15 protein-coding genes are annotated in these 15833 nt (G+C 32.1%); 9 read left to right on the top strand and 6 right to left on the bottom strand.

Going from position 1 to position 15833, the window contains the following annotated elements:
* Positions 1-9: 9 nt before the first annotated feature.
* The gene (locus tag DU428_RS01080) at positions 10-1533 is read left to right on the top strand and encodes a GH3 auxin-responsive promoter family protein (RefSeq protein ID WP_113965606.1); all 1524 of its coding nucleotides are present in this window, start codon (positions 10-12) and stop codon (positions 1531-1533) included.
* Between the two features lie 78 nt (positions 1534-1611).
* On the opposite strand, the gene clpX is transcribed toward DU428_RS01080, so the two are convergent.
* The 6 genes from clpX to DU428_RS01110 form a co-directional block, all read right to left on the bottom strand.
* Positions 1612-2844: an ATP-dependent Clp protease ATP-binding subunit ClpX gene (clpX, locus tag DU428_RS01085; RefSeq protein WP_072348467.1), complete on the bottom strand. Its 1233-nt coding sequence runs from the start codon at positions 2842-2844 to the stop codon at positions 1612-1614.
* Between the two features lie 31 nt (positions 2845-2875).
* A complete protein-coding gene (clpP, locus tag DU428_RS01090; protein WP_072348465.1) occupies positions 2876-3550 on the bottom strand; it encodes an ATP-dependent Clp endopeptidase proteolytic subunit ClpP in 675 nt (224 codons plus the stop codon).
* Between the two features lie 159 nt (positions 3551-3709).
* Positions 3710-5041 carry a trigger factor gene (gene tig / locus DU428_RS01095; protein WP_072348463.1) on the bottom strand — a complete coding sequence of 444 codons (1332 nt, stop codon included), beginning with the start codon at positions 5039-5041 and terminating at the stop codon, positions 3710-3712.
* Between the two features lie 273 nt (positions 5042-5314).
* Entirely contained in the window at positions 5315-5659 is a 345-nt protein-coding gene (locus tag DU428_RS01100) for a phage holin family protein (RefSeq protein ID WP_072348461.1), read from the bottom strand.
* 24 nt (positions 5660-5683) lie between these two features.
* Complete coding sequence (locus tag DU428_RS01105) at positions 5684-6463, bottom strand: alpha/beta fold hydrolase (RefSeq protein ID WP_113965607.1); 780 nt, start codon at positions 6461-6463, stop codon at positions 5684-5686.
* A gap of 25 nt (positions 6464-6488) precedes the next feature.
* Complete coding sequence (locus DU428_RS01110) at positions 6489-7202, bottom strand: pyridoxine 5'-phosphate synthase (protein ID WP_072348457.1); 714 nt, start codon at positions 7200-7202, stop codon at positions 6489-6491.
* A 93-nt stretch (positions 7203-7295) separates the two neighbouring features.
* Here DU428_RS01110 and DU428_RS01115 point away from each other — a divergent pair, with 93 nt between their 5' ends.
* From DU428_RS01115 to murI, 8 genes are all read left to right on the top strand, one after another.
* Positions 7296-7955, top strand: coding sequence for a CBS domain-containing protein (locus DU428_RS01115; protein ID WP_113965608.1), 660 nt, complete (start codon positions 7296-7298; stop codon positions 7953-7955).
* A 1-nt stretch (position 7956) separates the two neighbouring features.
* A complete protein-coding gene (locus DU428_RS01120; RefSeq protein ID WP_113965609.1) occupies positions 7957-8832 on the top strand; it encodes an NAD kinase in 876 nt (291 codons plus the stop codon).
* Positions 8833-8932: 100 nt separating this feature from the next.
* Positions 8933-9625 carry a type IX secretion system protein PorG gene (porG, locus tag DU428_RS01125; protein ID WP_113965610.1) on the top strand — a complete coding sequence of 231 codons (693 nt, stop codon included), beginning with the start codon at positions 8933-8935 and terminating at the stop codon, positions 9623-9625.
* The gene (locus DU428_RS01130) at positions 9626-10366 is read left to right on the top strand and encodes an isoprenyl transferase (protein WP_072348450.1); all 741 of its coding nucleotides are present in this window, start codon (positions 9626-9628) and stop codon (positions 10364-10366) included. It abuts the gene before it with no gap.
* Between the two features lie 4 nt (positions 10367-10370).
* Positions 10371-12977, top strand: coding sequence for a BamA/OMP85 family outer membrane protein (locus DU428_RS01135; protein ID WP_113965611.1), 2607 nt, complete (start codon positions 10371-10373; stop codon positions 12975-12977).
* A 187-nt stretch (positions 12978-13164) separates the two neighbouring features.
* Entirely contained in the window at positions 13165-14187 is a 1023-nt protein-coding gene (locus tag DU428_RS01140; protein WP_113965612.1) for an OmpH family outer membrane protein, read from the top strand.
* Positions 14188-14222: 35 nt separating this feature from the next.
* The gene (locus DU428_RS01145; protein WP_072348444.1) at positions 14223-14732 is read left to right on the top strand and encodes an OmpH family outer membrane protein; all 510 of its coding nucleotides are present in this window, start codon (positions 14223-14225) and stop codon (positions 14730-14732) included.
* A gap of 145 nt (positions 14733-14877) precedes the next feature.
* Positions 14878-15657 carry a glutamate racemase gene (gene murI / locus DU428_RS01150; protein ID WP_072348442.1) on the top strand — a complete coding sequence of 260 codons (780 nt, stop codon included), beginning with the start codon at positions 14878-14880 and terminating at the stop codon, positions 15655-15657.
* Positions 15658-15833: the final 176 nt, after the last annotated feature.

Here is a 15833-nt window from a genome sequence, read left to right on the forward strand (position 1 = left end):
AATATAAATATGCCAATTCCTATAGTCAATTCTATTGCTTCCTGGTTTTTAAAAAAACGATTTCATCAAATTGAATTGTTTTTAAAATACCCAAACGAAGTACAAAACGAACTATTATTCTCGCTAATTAACACAGCGGAAAACACTGAAATTGGTAAGATGTATGATTTTAAGTCTATTAAAACCTATAAGGAATTTGCAGAACGAGTTCCTGTTTCTACCTACGAAGAGATTCAAAGTAATATAGAGCGTTCACGACAAGGTGAAAATAATATTTATTGGCCAACGCCTATAAAATGGTTTGCCAAATCTAGCGGAACAACCAATGCAAAAAGTAAGTTTATTCCGGTAAGTTCAGACTCATTAGAAGATTGCCATTATGCAGCTAGTAAAGATTTATTGTGCATGTATTTAAACAATAATGAAGATGCTCAACTATTTACAGGTAAGAGTTTACGACTTGGAGGAAGCAAAGAGCTGTATACCGAAAACGGGACTGTTTTTGGTGATTTAAGCGCTATTCTAATTGACAATATGCCTTTTTGGGCAGAATTCAGTAGCACACCAAGTAATAAGGTTTCCTTAATGAGCGATTGGGAGCACAAAATGCAAGCAATTGTAGATGAAACTATCAACGAAAATGTTACGAGTCTTGCAGGTGTACCTTCTTGGATGTTGGTATTACTTAATAACGTATTAGAAACCACCAAAAAAACAAATATTCACGAAGTTTGGCCAAATCTTGAAGTCTATTTTCATGGGGGAGTAAGCTTCAAACCTTACCAAGAACAATACAAAGCTATTTTACCAAATAGTAATTTCAAGTACTACGAAATTTATAATGCTTCGGAAGGATTTTTTGCTATTCAAGATCAAAACAATTCTAGCGAACTTCTACTGATGCTAGATTATGGTATTTTCTATGAATTCATTCCGATGGATACCTATGGAAGCAAAGACGAAAAAGTAATTCCGTTAAGCGAAGTAGAAATAGGAAAAAACTACGCAGTAATTATCACTACAAATGCCGGACTATGGAGATACAAGATTGGTGATACTGTTAGATTTACATCTATTAGTCCGTATAGAGTAAAGGTTTCTGGTAGAACAAAACATCATATAAATGTTTTTGGAGAAGAATTAATTATTGAAAATGCTGAAGAAGCACTTAAAGTAGTATGTAAAGAAACTGAAGCTGAGATAGTAGATTTCACCGCTGCCCCTGTTTTTATGCAAGGAAAAGAAAAAGGTGCACATGAATGGCTGATTGAGTTTAAAAAACCTCCAAATGATATAAACCGTTTTAACGAATTATTTGATAATACATTAAAATCATTGAATTCGGATTATGAAGCCAAACGTCAAAATAATATTACCCTAAACGAACCTAAAATTCATATTGCAAGAGAAAAACTGTTTTATGATTGGTTAAAACAAAACAACAAATTAGGAGGGCAGCATAAAATTCCTAGACTTTCAAACTCTAGAGATTACCTGGAGGAGTTACTGAAACTTAATACACAGTTAGTTTAAAATAAAAAAGCTTCCTAAAACAGCATAAAAAAACCCAAGCAAGTTGCTTGGGTTTCTTTTTTATACTACTAGCTTTTCTTACGAAACAGCTTTCAACTTTTTAATTGTAGTTTTAGTAAGCTTTTCTTCAGCGTAAGCTTTTGTTACGTTTAATTTAGCCTCTTTAGTTCCTGGTAACTCAAACATAGCATCTGTTAAAATCTCTTCGCAAAGAGAACGTAATCCTCTTGCTCCTAGTTTATATTCAACAGCTTTTTCTACAATAAAATCTAAAGCACCATCTGTAATAGTAAATGCAATATCATCCATTTCAAACAATTTCTTATATTGTTTAACGATAGCATTTTTAGGTTCTGTTAAGATAGCTTTTAGTGTTTTTGCATCTAAAGGATCCATGTAAGTTAATACAGGAAGTCTACCAATAATTTCAGGTATTAAACCAAAGTCTTTTAAATCTTTTGGAATAATATACTGTAATAAATGGTTGTGGTCTACAACATCATCGCTCATAGAAGCGCTGTAACCTACAGCCTGCATATTTAGTCTTTTTGAGATTACACGCTCAATTCCGTCAAACGCTCCACCTGCAATAAATAGAATGTTTTCTGTATTTACTTCAATAAACTTTTGGTCTGGATGCTTACGCCCACCTTTTGGCGGAACATTCACAACTGTTCCTTCTAATAACTTTAAAAGAGCTTGCTGTACTCCTTCCCCTGAAACATCACGAGTTATAGATGGGTTGTCACTCTTACGAGCAATCTTATCTATTTCATCTATAAAAACGATTCCTTTTTCAGCTTTCTCTAAGTTATAATCTGCAGCTTGAAGTAGTCTTGTTAAAATACTTTCTACATCTTCTCCAACATAACCAGCTTCAGTTAGAACTGTTGCATCTACAATTGCTAATGGTACATTAAGCATTTTTGCTATTGTCTTTGCCATTAAGGTTTTACCGGTTCCTGTTTGACCAACCATAATGATATTTGATTTTTGAATTTCAATATCATCATCTGTAGGTGGTTGCAATAATCTTTTATAGTGATTATATACAGCAACAGACATTACCTTTTTAGTAGAATCTTGACCTATAATATATTCGTCTAAAAAGGTTTTAATTTTTTGCGGCTTGCGTAAAACTAGCTCTGCAGATAAATCACTATTATCTGTTTGCTTAGATTCTTCTACAACAATACCATGCGCCTGCTCTATACACCTATCACAGATATGTGCATCAAGCCCAGCAATTAATAAATTAGTTTCTGGCTTTTTTCTACCACAAAACGAGCATTCTAAATCTTTTTCTGCCATTATAATTTAATTCCTATTTTTCATTTCTATTTTAGCTTCTCACTAAAATCTCATCAATCATTCCGTACTCTTTAGCTTTATCAGCTTTCATCCAGTAGTCACGATCACTATCTTTGTATACTTTGTCGTAATCTTGACCAGAATGCTTACTTATAATATTATAAAGTTCTTCTTTTAAGATTAAAATCTCACGAGCTGTAATTTCGATATCACTTGCTTGTCCTTGTGCTCCACCTAAAGGTTGGTGAATCATCACACGAGAATGCGTTAATCCGCTACGTTTTCCTTTTGCTCCTGCACATAATAAAACGGCACCCATAGATGCTGCCATACCTGTACAAATAGTTGCAACGTCTGGTTTGATAAACTGCATCGTATCATAAATACCTAATCCAGCATAAACGCTACCTCCTGGAGAGTTGATATATATTTGAATATCTTTATTAGCATCTGTACTTTCTAAGAATAGTAACTGTGCTTGAATAATATTTGCAACCTGATCGTTAATTCCAGTTCCTAAGAATATAATTCTATCCATCATTAAACGAGAGAAAACATCAAAAATAGCGATGTTCATTTGGCGCTCTTCAATGATATTTGGCGTCAAGTTTGTTGGGTACATACTACTAATAATCTTGTTGTAGTAAGTGCTGCTAATTCCTTGATCTTTTATTGCGAATTTTTCAAATTCTTTTGCGTAATCCATATGTTGACTTATGTGTTTTGTTATTTAAAAAGGCGTTAGAACTCATAAAGTTTTAACGCCTAAATATAAGGATTTATTCTTTAACCTTTCAATCTTCAGATTTAAAAAATCTTTCTGACGTATTACGGATTTTCTCTTAAAACAAGAGACACCTTTTGGTTATTTGTTATCTCCGTAAACTTCTTTTACGAAGTCTTCGTAAGTTAATTCTTTCGTTTCGATATTAGCTTTTTCTTTATAGATATCTAATAATCTTTGGCTAATGATTTGCTCAGAAATTCTTCTAGCTTCGTCTTGATTAGAAAGTACACGTGCAGCAATATCTTCTAATTCTTTATCTGAAGGATTCATTTGACCAAATTGAGCCATTTGCATTTTGATCATGTTTTTAGCTTGACCTTTAATATCCTCTAGAGTAACTTGAATATTGTTATCTGTAATTAACTTTCCTTCGATTAACTGGTAACGTAAGCTTTTTTCAGACTTTTCGTACTCTTCTTTAGCTTGCTCTTCTGTTAATTGTTGCTCACCTGCAGTTTGCATCCATTTTTGTAAGAAAGCTGCTGGTAAATCAAATTTAGTATTGTCTACTAAATACTCTGTAATATCATTTAAAAGTTTTTGATCACCTTGTTGCACGAATTGCTTTTCAGCATCTTCTTTGATCTTGTCTTTTAATTCTGAAACAGAAGTTACGCTTCCGTCTGCAAATAACTTGTTAAATAACTCTTGGTCTAAATCTGCTAACTCACGTTTGTTGATTTCAGTTACTTCAAAAGTTACTTCGATATCTAAACCGTGTGCTTCATCATGTTGAATTTTTAATGCATGCATTAATTCATGATCGTCGTTATATAAACCTTTTGTTTTTAATGTAATTACATCTCCAACTTTAGCTCCAACAAATTTCTTTGCGTTTGCAGCTCCTTTAAATTTATCTAAAGTTAAAGTTACTGTATTTTCAATTTCTTTTTCTTCGTTTTTAAAAGTTCCAGTGATTTCACTGTCTTTTTCAATTGTAGATTGAGAAATTAATTTACCATATTGTTTTTGGATGTTTTCAACTTGATCGTCGATCATTTTGTCTCCAGCAACAATTTTATAATGTGTAATTGGTTTTTTACTTTTTAATTCTACTTCAAATTCTGGTGCTAAACCTAATTCAAATTCAAAAGAAAAATCACCAGCATCCCAATCTATTTCGTCTTGCGTTTTTGGTAATGGTTGTCCTAAAACATCTAACTTTTCTTCCGTTAAATATTTATTTAATCCTTCTTGTAAAAGTTTGTTTACTTCATCAACTAAAACGGCTTTACCATATTGTTTCTTAACCATTCCCATTGGTACGTGACCTTTTCTAAATCCAGGAATGTTAGCTGTTTTTCTGTAATCGCTTAAGATTTTTTCAATTTTATCGCTATAATCTTCTTTAGCGATGTCTACTTTTACTACAGCATTTAATGCATCAATGTTTTCTCTTGTAATATTCATTATAAATGATATAAAGTCCTTTATTGGACGTTAACACTAGTTATTTAATTTCCCGATTTTATAGGGAAAGACCTCTTAAAACAGAATGCTTAAAGCGTGCTTTAACACATTTTTCCATTCAAAAAGGAGTGCAAAAGTACTATTTTTTTAGACTACTACAAAGTTTTTAACGTATTGTAAACTAGCTAATTTCAAGTAAAGTTATTTATTAAACAAAATAATCAAACAACTTTACTTGAAAGCCAATTAAAAACCTATAGCTTTTAGGATGAATTAGTTATCCTTAACTAAGAAGGATTGTAATAAGGATTGAAGGATAGACAATAAGACAGAAAACAACATGGCTGTCCAAAAAGAACTCACCGAAAAACCGTCTACAAATTTATCTGCTAGAAGTACCAATCCGGCATTTATAACAAACATAAATAGTCCTAAGGTAATGATGGTAATTGGCAAGGTTAAAATCACCAATATTGGTTTTACAATAAGATTTAAAATAGAAAGTACTAAGGCTACAATAATTGCAGTTACGTAACTATCTACACCTACGCCATTTAAAATATTTGCTAGCACAAAAACGGCAATAGCATTTAGCAAAAGTCTTATTATTAAATACATATTTTATTTTTTTAAATTGATTATCTAGAAAGATACGAAATCTATTACAGATTGGTAAAAATCTTCTGGATTTTCGGCATGCAACCAATGTCCCGAATTGGAAATAGTAATAATTTTTGCTTCCGGAAAGTGTCTGCTAATAATAGCTTGATCTTGTTCACCAATATATTCGCTTTTATCACCACGAAGAAACAAAGTGTCTTTATCAAATTTAGCATGTATAGGAAGTGCCTCACCTACTTCGCCAATGTTTTCGATTAAAGCCTGTAAGTTTAAACGTAAGTCCAACCTTCCTTTTTCAACCCAGTATAAATTCTTCAATAAAAATTGACGAACCCCTAAATGAGTAATATATTGAGAAAGCATTTTATCTGCTTGTCCTCTAGATTTTATTTTATCGAAATCTAAACTATTCAGACCTTCTAAAATCACATCGTGATGAATTGGATATAATCTAGGAGAAATATCTGCAACTATTAGATTAGAAACCAATTCAGGATATTCTGAAGCAAATAGCATTGCTGTTTTCCCTCCCATGGAGTGACCTAACAAAACAATATCTTCTAGTTGATGCTCTTCACAATATCTTTTTAAATCTGAAACTAAAACTTCATAATTAAATGTAGCATCGTGAAAACTTCTACCATGATTACGTTGATCTACTAAATGCACTTGAAAACCTGCTTCGCTAAATTGCGTTCCTAGCGTTTTCCAGTTGTCTCCCATTCCTAAGAAACCATGAAGGATTACAAATGGTTTTCCTTCTCCTATTACTTTTGCGTATAATATTTCTTTTTCTTCCACCTATGCTTGATTTTAATTAATAAAATTACTTCAATCTTTGTAAATACATTTGAATAACATTTTCTACTCCAAGATAAAGACTTTCTGAAACTAGTGCATGACCAATAGAAACTTCTAATAAACCCGGAATATTTTCTTTGAAATAATGAATATTATCTAAAGATAAATCGTGACCAGCATTTACACCTAAGCCTAATTTGTTACTTAATTCCGCACATGCAACATACGGTTGAATGGCTTCTTTGTTTCCTAAGCCATATTGATGCGCAAATGCTTCGGTATATAATTCAATTCTATCTGTTCCTGTTTCTTTAGCGCCTTCCATTTGCTTTAAATCTGGATCTACAAAAATAGAAGTTCTAATTCCGTTTCGTTTAAATTCTTGAATAACCTCTACCAAGAAATCTTTATTCTTAATAGTATCCCAACCTGCATTACTTGTTAGTGCGTCTACACTATCTGGCACCAAAGTTACTTGTGTTGGTTTTATTTCTAGAACCATATCTACAAACTTCGGAATAGGATTTCCTTCAATATTATATTCTGTATAAACTTCCGGTTTTAAATCGTAAGCATCTTGATAACGTATATGTCTTTCGTCTGGTCTAGGATGAATAGTTACTCCTTCTGCTCCAAAACGCTGCACATCTTTTGCAAACTGTACTACATTAGGCAAATCTCCACCTCGAGAGTTTCTTAAAGTAGCTATCTTATTAATATTTACGCTTAATTTCGTCATTGTAAGAAATTTTATTAGTTCTGCAAAAATACAAAGTAGAACAGCCTTATTGTACTATTTTTTTGATTAATTTGCAAAAACAAATTAGAAGAAATGAATCTTTCAGATTACATAATTAACGACATAAAACCCCTCTCAATTAACGAGGATGTTACCGACTTAAAGTTGCTGTTTAACCAGCTGACCAACTCGCATATACCCATTAAAAACGAAGAGAATGTGTACTTAGGTTGTATTTCTGAAACAGATGCTCATTGTTTTGAAACGAACAAGTCTATTAAAGATATTTTATATGCTGCGGAAGGCTTTTTTGTAAGACAAGAAACCAATTGGTTAGATATATTAGAAGCTTTTGCACAGAATTCCACCAATATCATGCCTGTTTTAGATGCAAAAAACACCTATTTAGGCTATTACGAATTAAATGATATTATTCGATTATTTAACGAAACACCTTTTTTTGCTGAAGCGGGTGGCATCTTAATTGTTGAAAAAAGTTTGAACGATTATTCGTTTAGCGAGGTTAGTCAAATTGTAGAATCTAATAATGGGAAACTTCTAGGTGTTTTTATTTCAAAAATTGAAAACGATATAGCGCAACTAACCTTGAAAGTTGGAAACACTGGACTTAACGATATCATGCAGACATTTAGACGTTATGGGTACAATGTTGTTTCAGGACACGAAGAAGACTCTTATATGGAAAGCTTAAAAGAGCGATCTGATTATTTAAATAAATATTTAAACATATAATATGAAGATTGCTATTTACAGCCAATATTATACTAAGAAAACCTCGGAAGCTTTCGCTATTTTATTAGATGTTCTTTTAAGAGAGAAGATTTCGGTTTGTATTGAAAAAGAATTTCTAAAACAGTTAGACGAAAAAGTTAGAAACAACACAGAAATTCAATCTTTTACAGAATTAGACAAGAGTTTTAACTTACTAATTAGTATTGGTGGAGACGGTACCATCTTACGAACCATAACGTATGTTAAAGATTTAAACATCCCTATTGTTGGAATTAACACAGGTCGTTTAGGTTTTTTAGCAACCATTCAAACAGATGAAATTGAAGAAGCTTTTATCAGCATTTTAAATAAACAATATAAAATCTCTGAACGTAGTTTACTTAGTGTAGAAACCAGTCCGGAAAACAAAGATATTTTAGAAGCTAATTATGCGTTAAACGAAATTGCTGTAAGCAGAAAAAACACGACTTCGATGATTACCGTGGATACCTTATTAGACAACGAATATTTAACTTCTTATTGGAGTGACGGATTAATTGTTTCAACACCTACAGGTTCTACAGGGTACTCTTTAAGTTGTGGCGGACCAGTAATTACACCATCAACAAACAGTTTTGTATTAACACCTATTGCACCTCACAACCTAAGTGCAAGACCTTTGGTTATACCAGATTCTACAGAAATTGAATTAAAAGTAAACGGTAGAGAAAATCAGCATTTAGTATCACTTGACTCTAGAATTGCAACCTTAGACAACAATACGGTGATCAAAATTAAAAAGGCTCCGTTTACTATAAAAATGCTAGAATTACTAGACGAAAGCTTTTTAGATACGCTGAGAAAAAAATTACTTTGGGGAGAAGACAAACGCAATTAAAACAATAAATTAGCAGATAATTAGTTTAATCACATATCAATTTGTTTCAAATTGTTAAAGGCTAATCTTATTTATTATATTTGCAAACTTTTAATTATTTATGAGGTATTTTTTTATTATAGTATTGAGTCTTATCACCATACAGCTCTCGCATGCACAAACCTATGAGGTTGGTGTTTTTGCAGGAGGAAGTAATTTTATTGGTGATGTAGGTTCAACAAAACATATATCTCCTAATAAACCTGCAATAGGCGGGATTTTTAAATGGAATAGAAGTGCTAGACACTCTTTCCGTTTTTCTCTTATATACACAGAATTAGAAGGAATAGACAGTAATTCTGACGACCCAAGAAGAAAAGAAAGAGACTATAAATTCAATAATCATATAATAGAAGCCTCTTTAGGATTAGAATTTACCTTTTTCGATTTCAACTTACACAATCGTAAAACAAACGCTACACCTTACTTATATACTGGAATTACCGTTGCAAAACACGATAATTTCCATTTTGGACAAAATGGCCAATTTGTAAACGACAATACTTCTAGTTTAGCTTACGGAATTCCTATGGTTTTAGGCTACAAACACCAAATAGCTAGCAGCCTTATTCTTGCAGGAGAAATAGGAGCTAGATATACTTTTACAGATGAAATTGATGGAAGTGTTCCTGATGCTGAAGAACTTTTTGACAGGTTTGCTTTTGGTAACACAAACAATAACGACTGGTATGTATTTACTGGAATTACATTAACTTATACTTTTGGTAAAACACCATGTTACTGCATTTTTTAAATGGATTTAAAAGAACAAATAGACACTAACAGACTTCCTAAACACCTAGCCATCATCATGGATGGAAACGGTAGATGGGCAAAACAAAAAGGAATGATTCGCGCTTTTGGTCATGAAAATGGCACAAAATCGGTTCGCGAAATAGTAGAAGCTTCAGCCGAATTAGGTATTGAAAATCTTACTCTTTACGCCTTTTCTACAGAAAACTGGAACAGACCAAAACTAGAAGTTAAAACTCTTATGAGACTTTTAGTTTCTTCCTTAAAAAAGGAAATTGAAACCCTTCAAAAAAACAACATAAGACTTTCTGCAATAGGAAACCTAGAGGCACTTCCTAAAAAAGTGCATAAAGAATTACTGGAAGTTATTGACAAAACAAAAACTAACAATAGATTAACGCTTTCTTTAGCTTTAAGCTACGGATCAAGGGAAGAATTAATAAATACAGTAAAAAAAGTAGCAATTAAAGTTAAAAATAATATAATTTCGCCAGATAATATTGATGAATCATTTATAAATGAGCATCTTTACACGCACAATTTACCAGACGTAGATTTGCTTATTAGAACTAGTGGCGAACAACGTATTAGCAACTTTTTGCTGTGGCAAATAGCCTATGCAGAACTTTATTTTACGGAAACCTTATGGCCAGATTTTAAAAAGCAAAATCTGTACGAGGCAATTATAGAATATCAAAAAAGAGAAAGAAGATTTGGGAAAACAAGTGAACAACTTAGCTAAGTTTATGCCTTTGAAAGCATTTACTACACGTTTTATAGCATTATTATTTACAGTATTTAGTTTAAGCACTTTTGCTCAAGAAACTACATTTGAAAAAGGAAAAAAGTACACCTTAGCAGAAATAACTGTTAACGGAAACACTAATTTTAGCGAACAAACAATCATTACTTATTCTGGACTTAAGAAGGGTAGTGAAATACAAATTCCTGGTGAGGAAATTAGTAACGCTATTAAAAAACTTTGGAACTCTAATCTTTTTAATGACATTGACATCTACCTTTTAAAAGTAGAAGACAATAATGCTTACCTAGAAATTAGATTAGCCGATTTACCAGAACTTAACGAAGTAAAAATTACAGGTGTTAAGAAAGGTAAAAGAGAGTCTATCATTAAAGAAAACAAACTTACTAAAGGAGTTAAAGTGACTGAAAACTTAGTTACTACAACAAAAAACTACTTAGTAAACAAGTACAAAAAAGATGGTTTCTATAATGCTAAAGTCAATATCAATAACGTAGAGGTTATAGACTCTTTACAAAAATCTAGAGTTAATATGGTATTAGCTATAGACAAAGGAAAAAAAGTAAAAGTGCAAGACATTGTATTTACAGGAGATTCTGTTTTAACAGAGAAAAAGCTTCGTAAAGCAATGAAAAACACAAAAAAGAAAAGCTTTTTTAACTTACTAAAACGTTCTAAATATATTAAAGACGATTTTAAAGAAGACCTAACTAGCGTTGTAGACAAATACAAAGAAAACGGTTATAGAGATGCTAGAATCATTTCAGATAGCTTAGTAAACAACAAAGACAATACAGTAACATTGTATGTTGATCTAGAAGAAGGAGAACAATATACTTTTGGTGATATTTCTTTTATTGGAAATACTGTATATACAGACGATCAATTAGGTAGAATTCTTCGAATTAAAAAAGGAGAAACTTATAACGGAGTTCTTTTACAAGAAAGAATTGCTGACAACACAAAACCAGACGCTAACGACCTAACAAACCTATATCAAAATAACGGATACCTTTTCTCTACTATCAACCCTGTTGAAGTAAATGCAGAAGGAAATGTTATTGATATGGAAATTAGAATTTCTGAAGGAAAACCTACATACTTCAATAGCGTTACCGTTCGTGGAAATGACGTTACTAACGATAAAGTAATTTACAGAGAGTTACGTACGCGTCCAGGTCAACTATATAGTAAAGCAAATGTTGTTCGTACTATTAGAGAGCTTAGTCAATTAGGTTTCTTTGATGCTGAACAAATTTCAACAGACTTTAAAAACCCTAATCCAAACGAAGGAACTATAGATTTACAATACGGTGTTGTTGAAACAGGATCTAGCCAAATCGAACTACAAGGTGGTTACGGTGGAGGTGGTTTCATAGGTACCTTAGGTTTATCTTTCAATAACTTCTCTATTAAAAACATTTTAAACAAAGAAGCTTATAAACCTGTACCAAGAGGTGACGGACAAAAACTAGCGCTTCGTTTACAAGCAAGCAGATTTTACCAAACCTATAGTTTCTCATTTACAGAACCATGGCTAGGTGGTAAAAAACCAGTACAGTTCTCTACTTCTATTTCGCATTCAAAGCAGTTCTTATACAACCCAAGAACAGGAAATGCAGATAAAGACAAACGTTTTAATATTACAGGTATTTCTGTAGGTTTAGCAAAACGTCTTTCGGTACCAGATGATTACTTTACATTATCACAAGCGGTAAGTTACCAACATTATGATTTATTAAACTATAATACTGGTTTATTTACCTTCGGAAATGGATACTCAAACAACTTAGCATATACTATTGGTTTAAGTAGAAACAATACATATAACGATCCTGTTTTCCCTACAGGAGGATCTAACTTTAGTATTACAGCAAAGCTTTCTGTACCATATTCTTTATTTAATAATGTAGATTATTCAGCTTTAGCAGCAGAAAGAGATGAAAAAGTAGATGTAAGAGATAACCCAAACAATAATGATTTCGTAAGAAACAATGCAGCAGCAAGAGTTTCAGAAATTGATCAAGAACGTTTTAAATGGTTAGAATTCTATAAAATTAAATTTAAAGCAGATTGGTATACACGTATCGTTGATAAATTAGTTCTACGTCCAAGTATTGAATTTGGTTTCTTAGGAGCTTATAACAATGATAGAGGAGTTATTCCTTTCGAACGTTTCTTCCTTGGAGGAGATGGTTTAGGAAGTTATAGTTTAGATGGTAGAGAATCTATTGCTTTACGTGGATATGAAAACCAATCATTACAACCAATAGATGAAAATGGTAATGTTACAAATGATGGTGGATCTATCTACAACAAATACTCCTTAGAGTTACGTTACCCTATTACACTAAAACCTACTGCAAAAATTTATGTATTAGGATTCTTAGAAGGAGGTATATCACATAACAGCTTTAGAGACTACAGTCCGTTTAATATTAAAAGGTCTGCTGGTTTAGGTTTACGTTTATTTATGCCTGCTTTCGGATTACTTGGTATCGACTTTGGTCACGGTTTCGACACAGTTCCAGGTCAAGGAAATCAAGTAAGTGGATGGCAAACACACTTTATAATCGGACAACAATTTTAATTGAAATTAAAACTTGGCACGGTATTTTCTATTAACAAATTGATTATTTAGAAAAGGAATTGAAATTTTTAAAATTAAATTTCGTTAATTTTGAAAAGCTTAATTCTAAAAGTGACAGAATAGCAACAAATAATCATCTGTCCTTTTATAAAATTTATAAGCCAATAAATTATAAAATATAAAACAGATGAAATCAAAAGTTCTTATTTTACTGGCAATTGGATTTATGCTCAACATAACAAATATTCAAGCACAACGTGGTGTAAGAATCGGTTATATTGACACAGAATATATTTTAGAAAACATCCCTGAATACCAAGAAGCAACTTCACAGTTAGATTCTAAAGTTCAGAAATGGAAATCGGAAATAGAATCTAGATTAAGTGTTATTGAGCAAAAAAGAAAAGACCTAAGCAACGAAAAAGTTCTTTTAACAAATGAGCTTGTTGCAGAGAGAGAAGAAGATATTAAGTTTGAAGAGCTTGAAATTTTAGAATATCAGCAAAAAAGATTTGGTCCTAACGGCGATTTAATGATCCAAAAAAGACAATTAATTCAGCCAATACAAGATCAAATATTTGCAGCAGTTCAAGACATTGCTTCAACTAAAAAATATGATTTTATATTCGATAAATCTGCAGATGTAGTAATGCTTTACTCCGCTGATAGATTCGATATAAGTGAACAAGTTATTAGAGCAATTGTAAGAACTTCTAAAAGAGAGCAAGCAGCTTCTAAGAAAGAAAGAAGAGAAGCTCAAGCAGAAGATGTAGTACCAGAAGTAAATGATGCTATAGATGAAAGAAGAAAAGCTTTAGAAGAAAAGAAAGCAGCCCGTGCAGCGGAAGCAGAAAAACGCAGACAAGAACTTCTTGAAGCTCGTGAAGCTAAAAAAGAAGAAGCACAAAGAAGAAGAGATAGTATTATTGAAGCTAGAAAACAAATTAGAGAAGAAAGGCTAAAAGAAAGAAATACTACAAATGAAGAAAATGTAGATACCAAAGAAGACGAAAGTTCTAAAACTGTTAATGAAGCTGAAGAGCCTAAAACAGAAGAAAAAGTTATAGAAGACGCTGCAGAAAAGAAATTATCAGACAGAGAGAAGCGTAAACAAGAACTAGAAGAAAGAAGACAAAAAATTCTGGAAGATCGTAGAAAAGCAAAAGAAGAGCGAGAAAAACAGAAAAACGAAAAAGAAGACGAAAATTAAAAACAAAAATTATAACACAAATTAAACTTTAAGAAATGAAACAATTTAAAACCCTATTATTAGCAGCAGCTTTATTCATTGGTGGAACAAGCTTTATGCAAGCGCAAACTAAAGTTGCACATATCAATACACAAGAACTTATTTCTCAAATGCCAGACATGAAAACAGCTCAAGCTGAAATGGACAAACTTGGTAAAACGTACGAAGCAGACATCAAAGCAATGGTAACAGAATACCAAAACAAAATGAAATTATATGAGTCTGAAGCTAACACGAAAACAGACGAGGAAAACCAAAAGCGTTTAATCGAGGTACAAACAATGCAACAAAACATTCAAGAATACCAAGGTCAAGCACAACAAGATATGCAAAAGAAAGAAATGGACTTATTAAAGCCTATTACTGAAAAAGCTAAAGCTGCTATCTTAAAAGTAGCAAGAGCTCAAGGTTTTGCTTATGTATTAGATTCTACACAAGGTGGTGGAGTTATCATGGCAGATGGTAAAGACTTACTTGCAGATGTAAAAAAAGAATTAGGTTTCTAATAAACATCGAAATAAAATTTCAAAAGAGCCGTCTTCTACAAGACGGCTCTTTTATTTTATAAACTAACGATAACAAGCGGAAAGAGTAAAAACTAATTTATTTTTTCAATGTATTTATTTACTTTTATATGCAATTTAAAAACTCATGAGTAAACAAGCTATCGGTATGTTTGATTCTGGTGTTGGAGGAACTTCTATATGGAAGGAACTTAACGCCTTACTTCCTCATGAAAACACTATCTATTTAGCAGATAGCAAGAATGCTCCGTACGGAAATAAAAGCAATAAAGAAATACTTTCTTTAAGCGAAAAGAATGTAGAATTTCTAATTAAAAAAAAATGCAAACTTATAGTTGTTGCCTGCAATACAGCTACAACAAACGCCATTCACAAACTGCGTGAAAAATACAATATTCCTTTTATAGGCATAGAACCTGCTATTAAACCAGCTGCACTACAAACAAAAACCAAAGCAATAGGTATTCTAGCAACCAAAGGAACCCTTTCTAGCGATCTTTTTCATAAAAAGACCAATCTATTCACAAATGATATTAAAGTGATTGAACAGGTAGGAGAAGGAATTGTAGATTTAATAGAAAACGGAAAAGTTGCAAGCGATGAAATGAAAGAGCTCTTAAAGATCTATATGCACCCTATGCTAAAAGCAAATATAGATTATCTTGTTTTAGGTTGTACTCATTACCCGTATTTGATACCTCAGCTATTAGAAATTCTTCCTAGCCATATTAAGATTATTGACTCTGGAGAAGCGGTTGCAAGACAAACAAAAGCCGTTTTAAGACAGCACAACCTTCTTAATAACGTAACAAACAAACCTACTCTTAAATTCTATTCTAACGGAAAGCCAGAAGTAATGCAACAGCTTCTAACTAATGATTACCCTGTAGAATATTTAGATTTTTAGAACTCTTTAAAAACAAGAAATATCTAAAAATGACAAAGGAAACAGATTGACGCTTTTTATCAAGTGTTTCCTTTGCAAGTCGTATTCCTATATTGGCATTATCCAACAAGTTCAATGAGTATTCTCTCAGCCACTAATGTAAGTCTAGGCACCTCAATACAACATATTAAAGATAA

The sequence above is a fragment of the Oceanihabitans sediminis genome (assembly GCF_003337215.1).
Classification (GTDB): domain Bacteria; phylum Bacteroidota; class Bacteroidia; order Flavobacteriales; family Flavobacteriaceae; genus Oceanihabitans; species Oceanihabitans sediminis.

Excerpts from the sequence above, each read along its gene's own strand:
- DU428_RS01145 (WP_072348444.1), top strand. The coding sequence starts at position 14,223 with ATGAAACAATTTAAAACCCTATTATTAGCAGCAGCTTTATTCATTGGT.
- DU428_RS01140 (WP_113965612.1), top strand. The coding sequence starts at position 13,165 with ATGAAATCAAAAGTTCTTATTTTACTGGCAATTGGATTTATGCTCAAC.
- DU428_RS01100 (WP_072348461.1), bottom strand. The coding sequence starts at position 5,659 with ATGTATTTAATAATAAGACTTTTGCTAAATGCTATTGCCGTTTTTGTG.
- DU428_RS01115 (WP_113965608.1), top strand. The coding sequence starts at position 7,296 with ATGAATCTTTCAGATTACATAATTAACGACATAAAACCCCTCTCAATT.
- DU428_RS01120 (WP_113965609.1), top strand. The coding sequence starts at position 7,957 with ATGAAGATTGCTATTTACAGCCAATATTATACTAAGAAAACCTCGGAA.
- clpX (WP_072348467.1), bottom strand. The coding sequence starts at position 2,844 with ATGGCAGAAAAAGATTTAGAATGCTCGTTTTGTGGTAGAAAAAAGCCA.
- DU428_RS01130 (WP_072348450.1), top strand. The coding sequence starts at position 9,626 with ATGGATTTAAAAGAACAAATAGACACTAACAGACTTCCTAAACACCTA.
- murI (WP_072348442.1), top strand. The coding sequence starts at position 14,878 with ATGAGTAAACAAGCTATCGGTATGTTTGATTCTGGTGTTGGAGGAACT.
- tig (WP_072348463.1), bottom strand. The coding sequence starts at position 5,041 with ATGAATATTACAAGAGAAAACATTGATGCATTAAATGCTGTAGTAAAA.
- DU428_RS01135 (WP_113965611.1), top strand. The coding sequence starts at position 10,371 with ATGCCTTTGAAAGCATTTACTACACGTTTTATAGCATTATTATTTACA.
- clpP (WP_072348465.1), bottom strand. The coding sequence starts at position 3,550 with ATGGATTACGCAAAAGAATTTGAAAAATTCGCAATAAAAGATCAAGGA.
- DU428_RS01110 (WP_072348457.1), bottom strand. The coding sequence starts at position 7,202 with ATGACGAAATTAAGCGTAAATATTAATAAGATAGCTACTTTAAGAAAC.
- porG (WP_113965610.1), top strand. The coding sequence starts at position 8,933 with ATGAGGTATTTTTTTATTATAGTATTGAGTCTTATCACCATACAGCTC.
- DU428_RS01080 (WP_113965606.1), top strand. The coding sequence starts at position 10 with ATGCCAATTCCTATAGTCAATTCTATTGCTTCCTGGTTTTTAAAAAAA.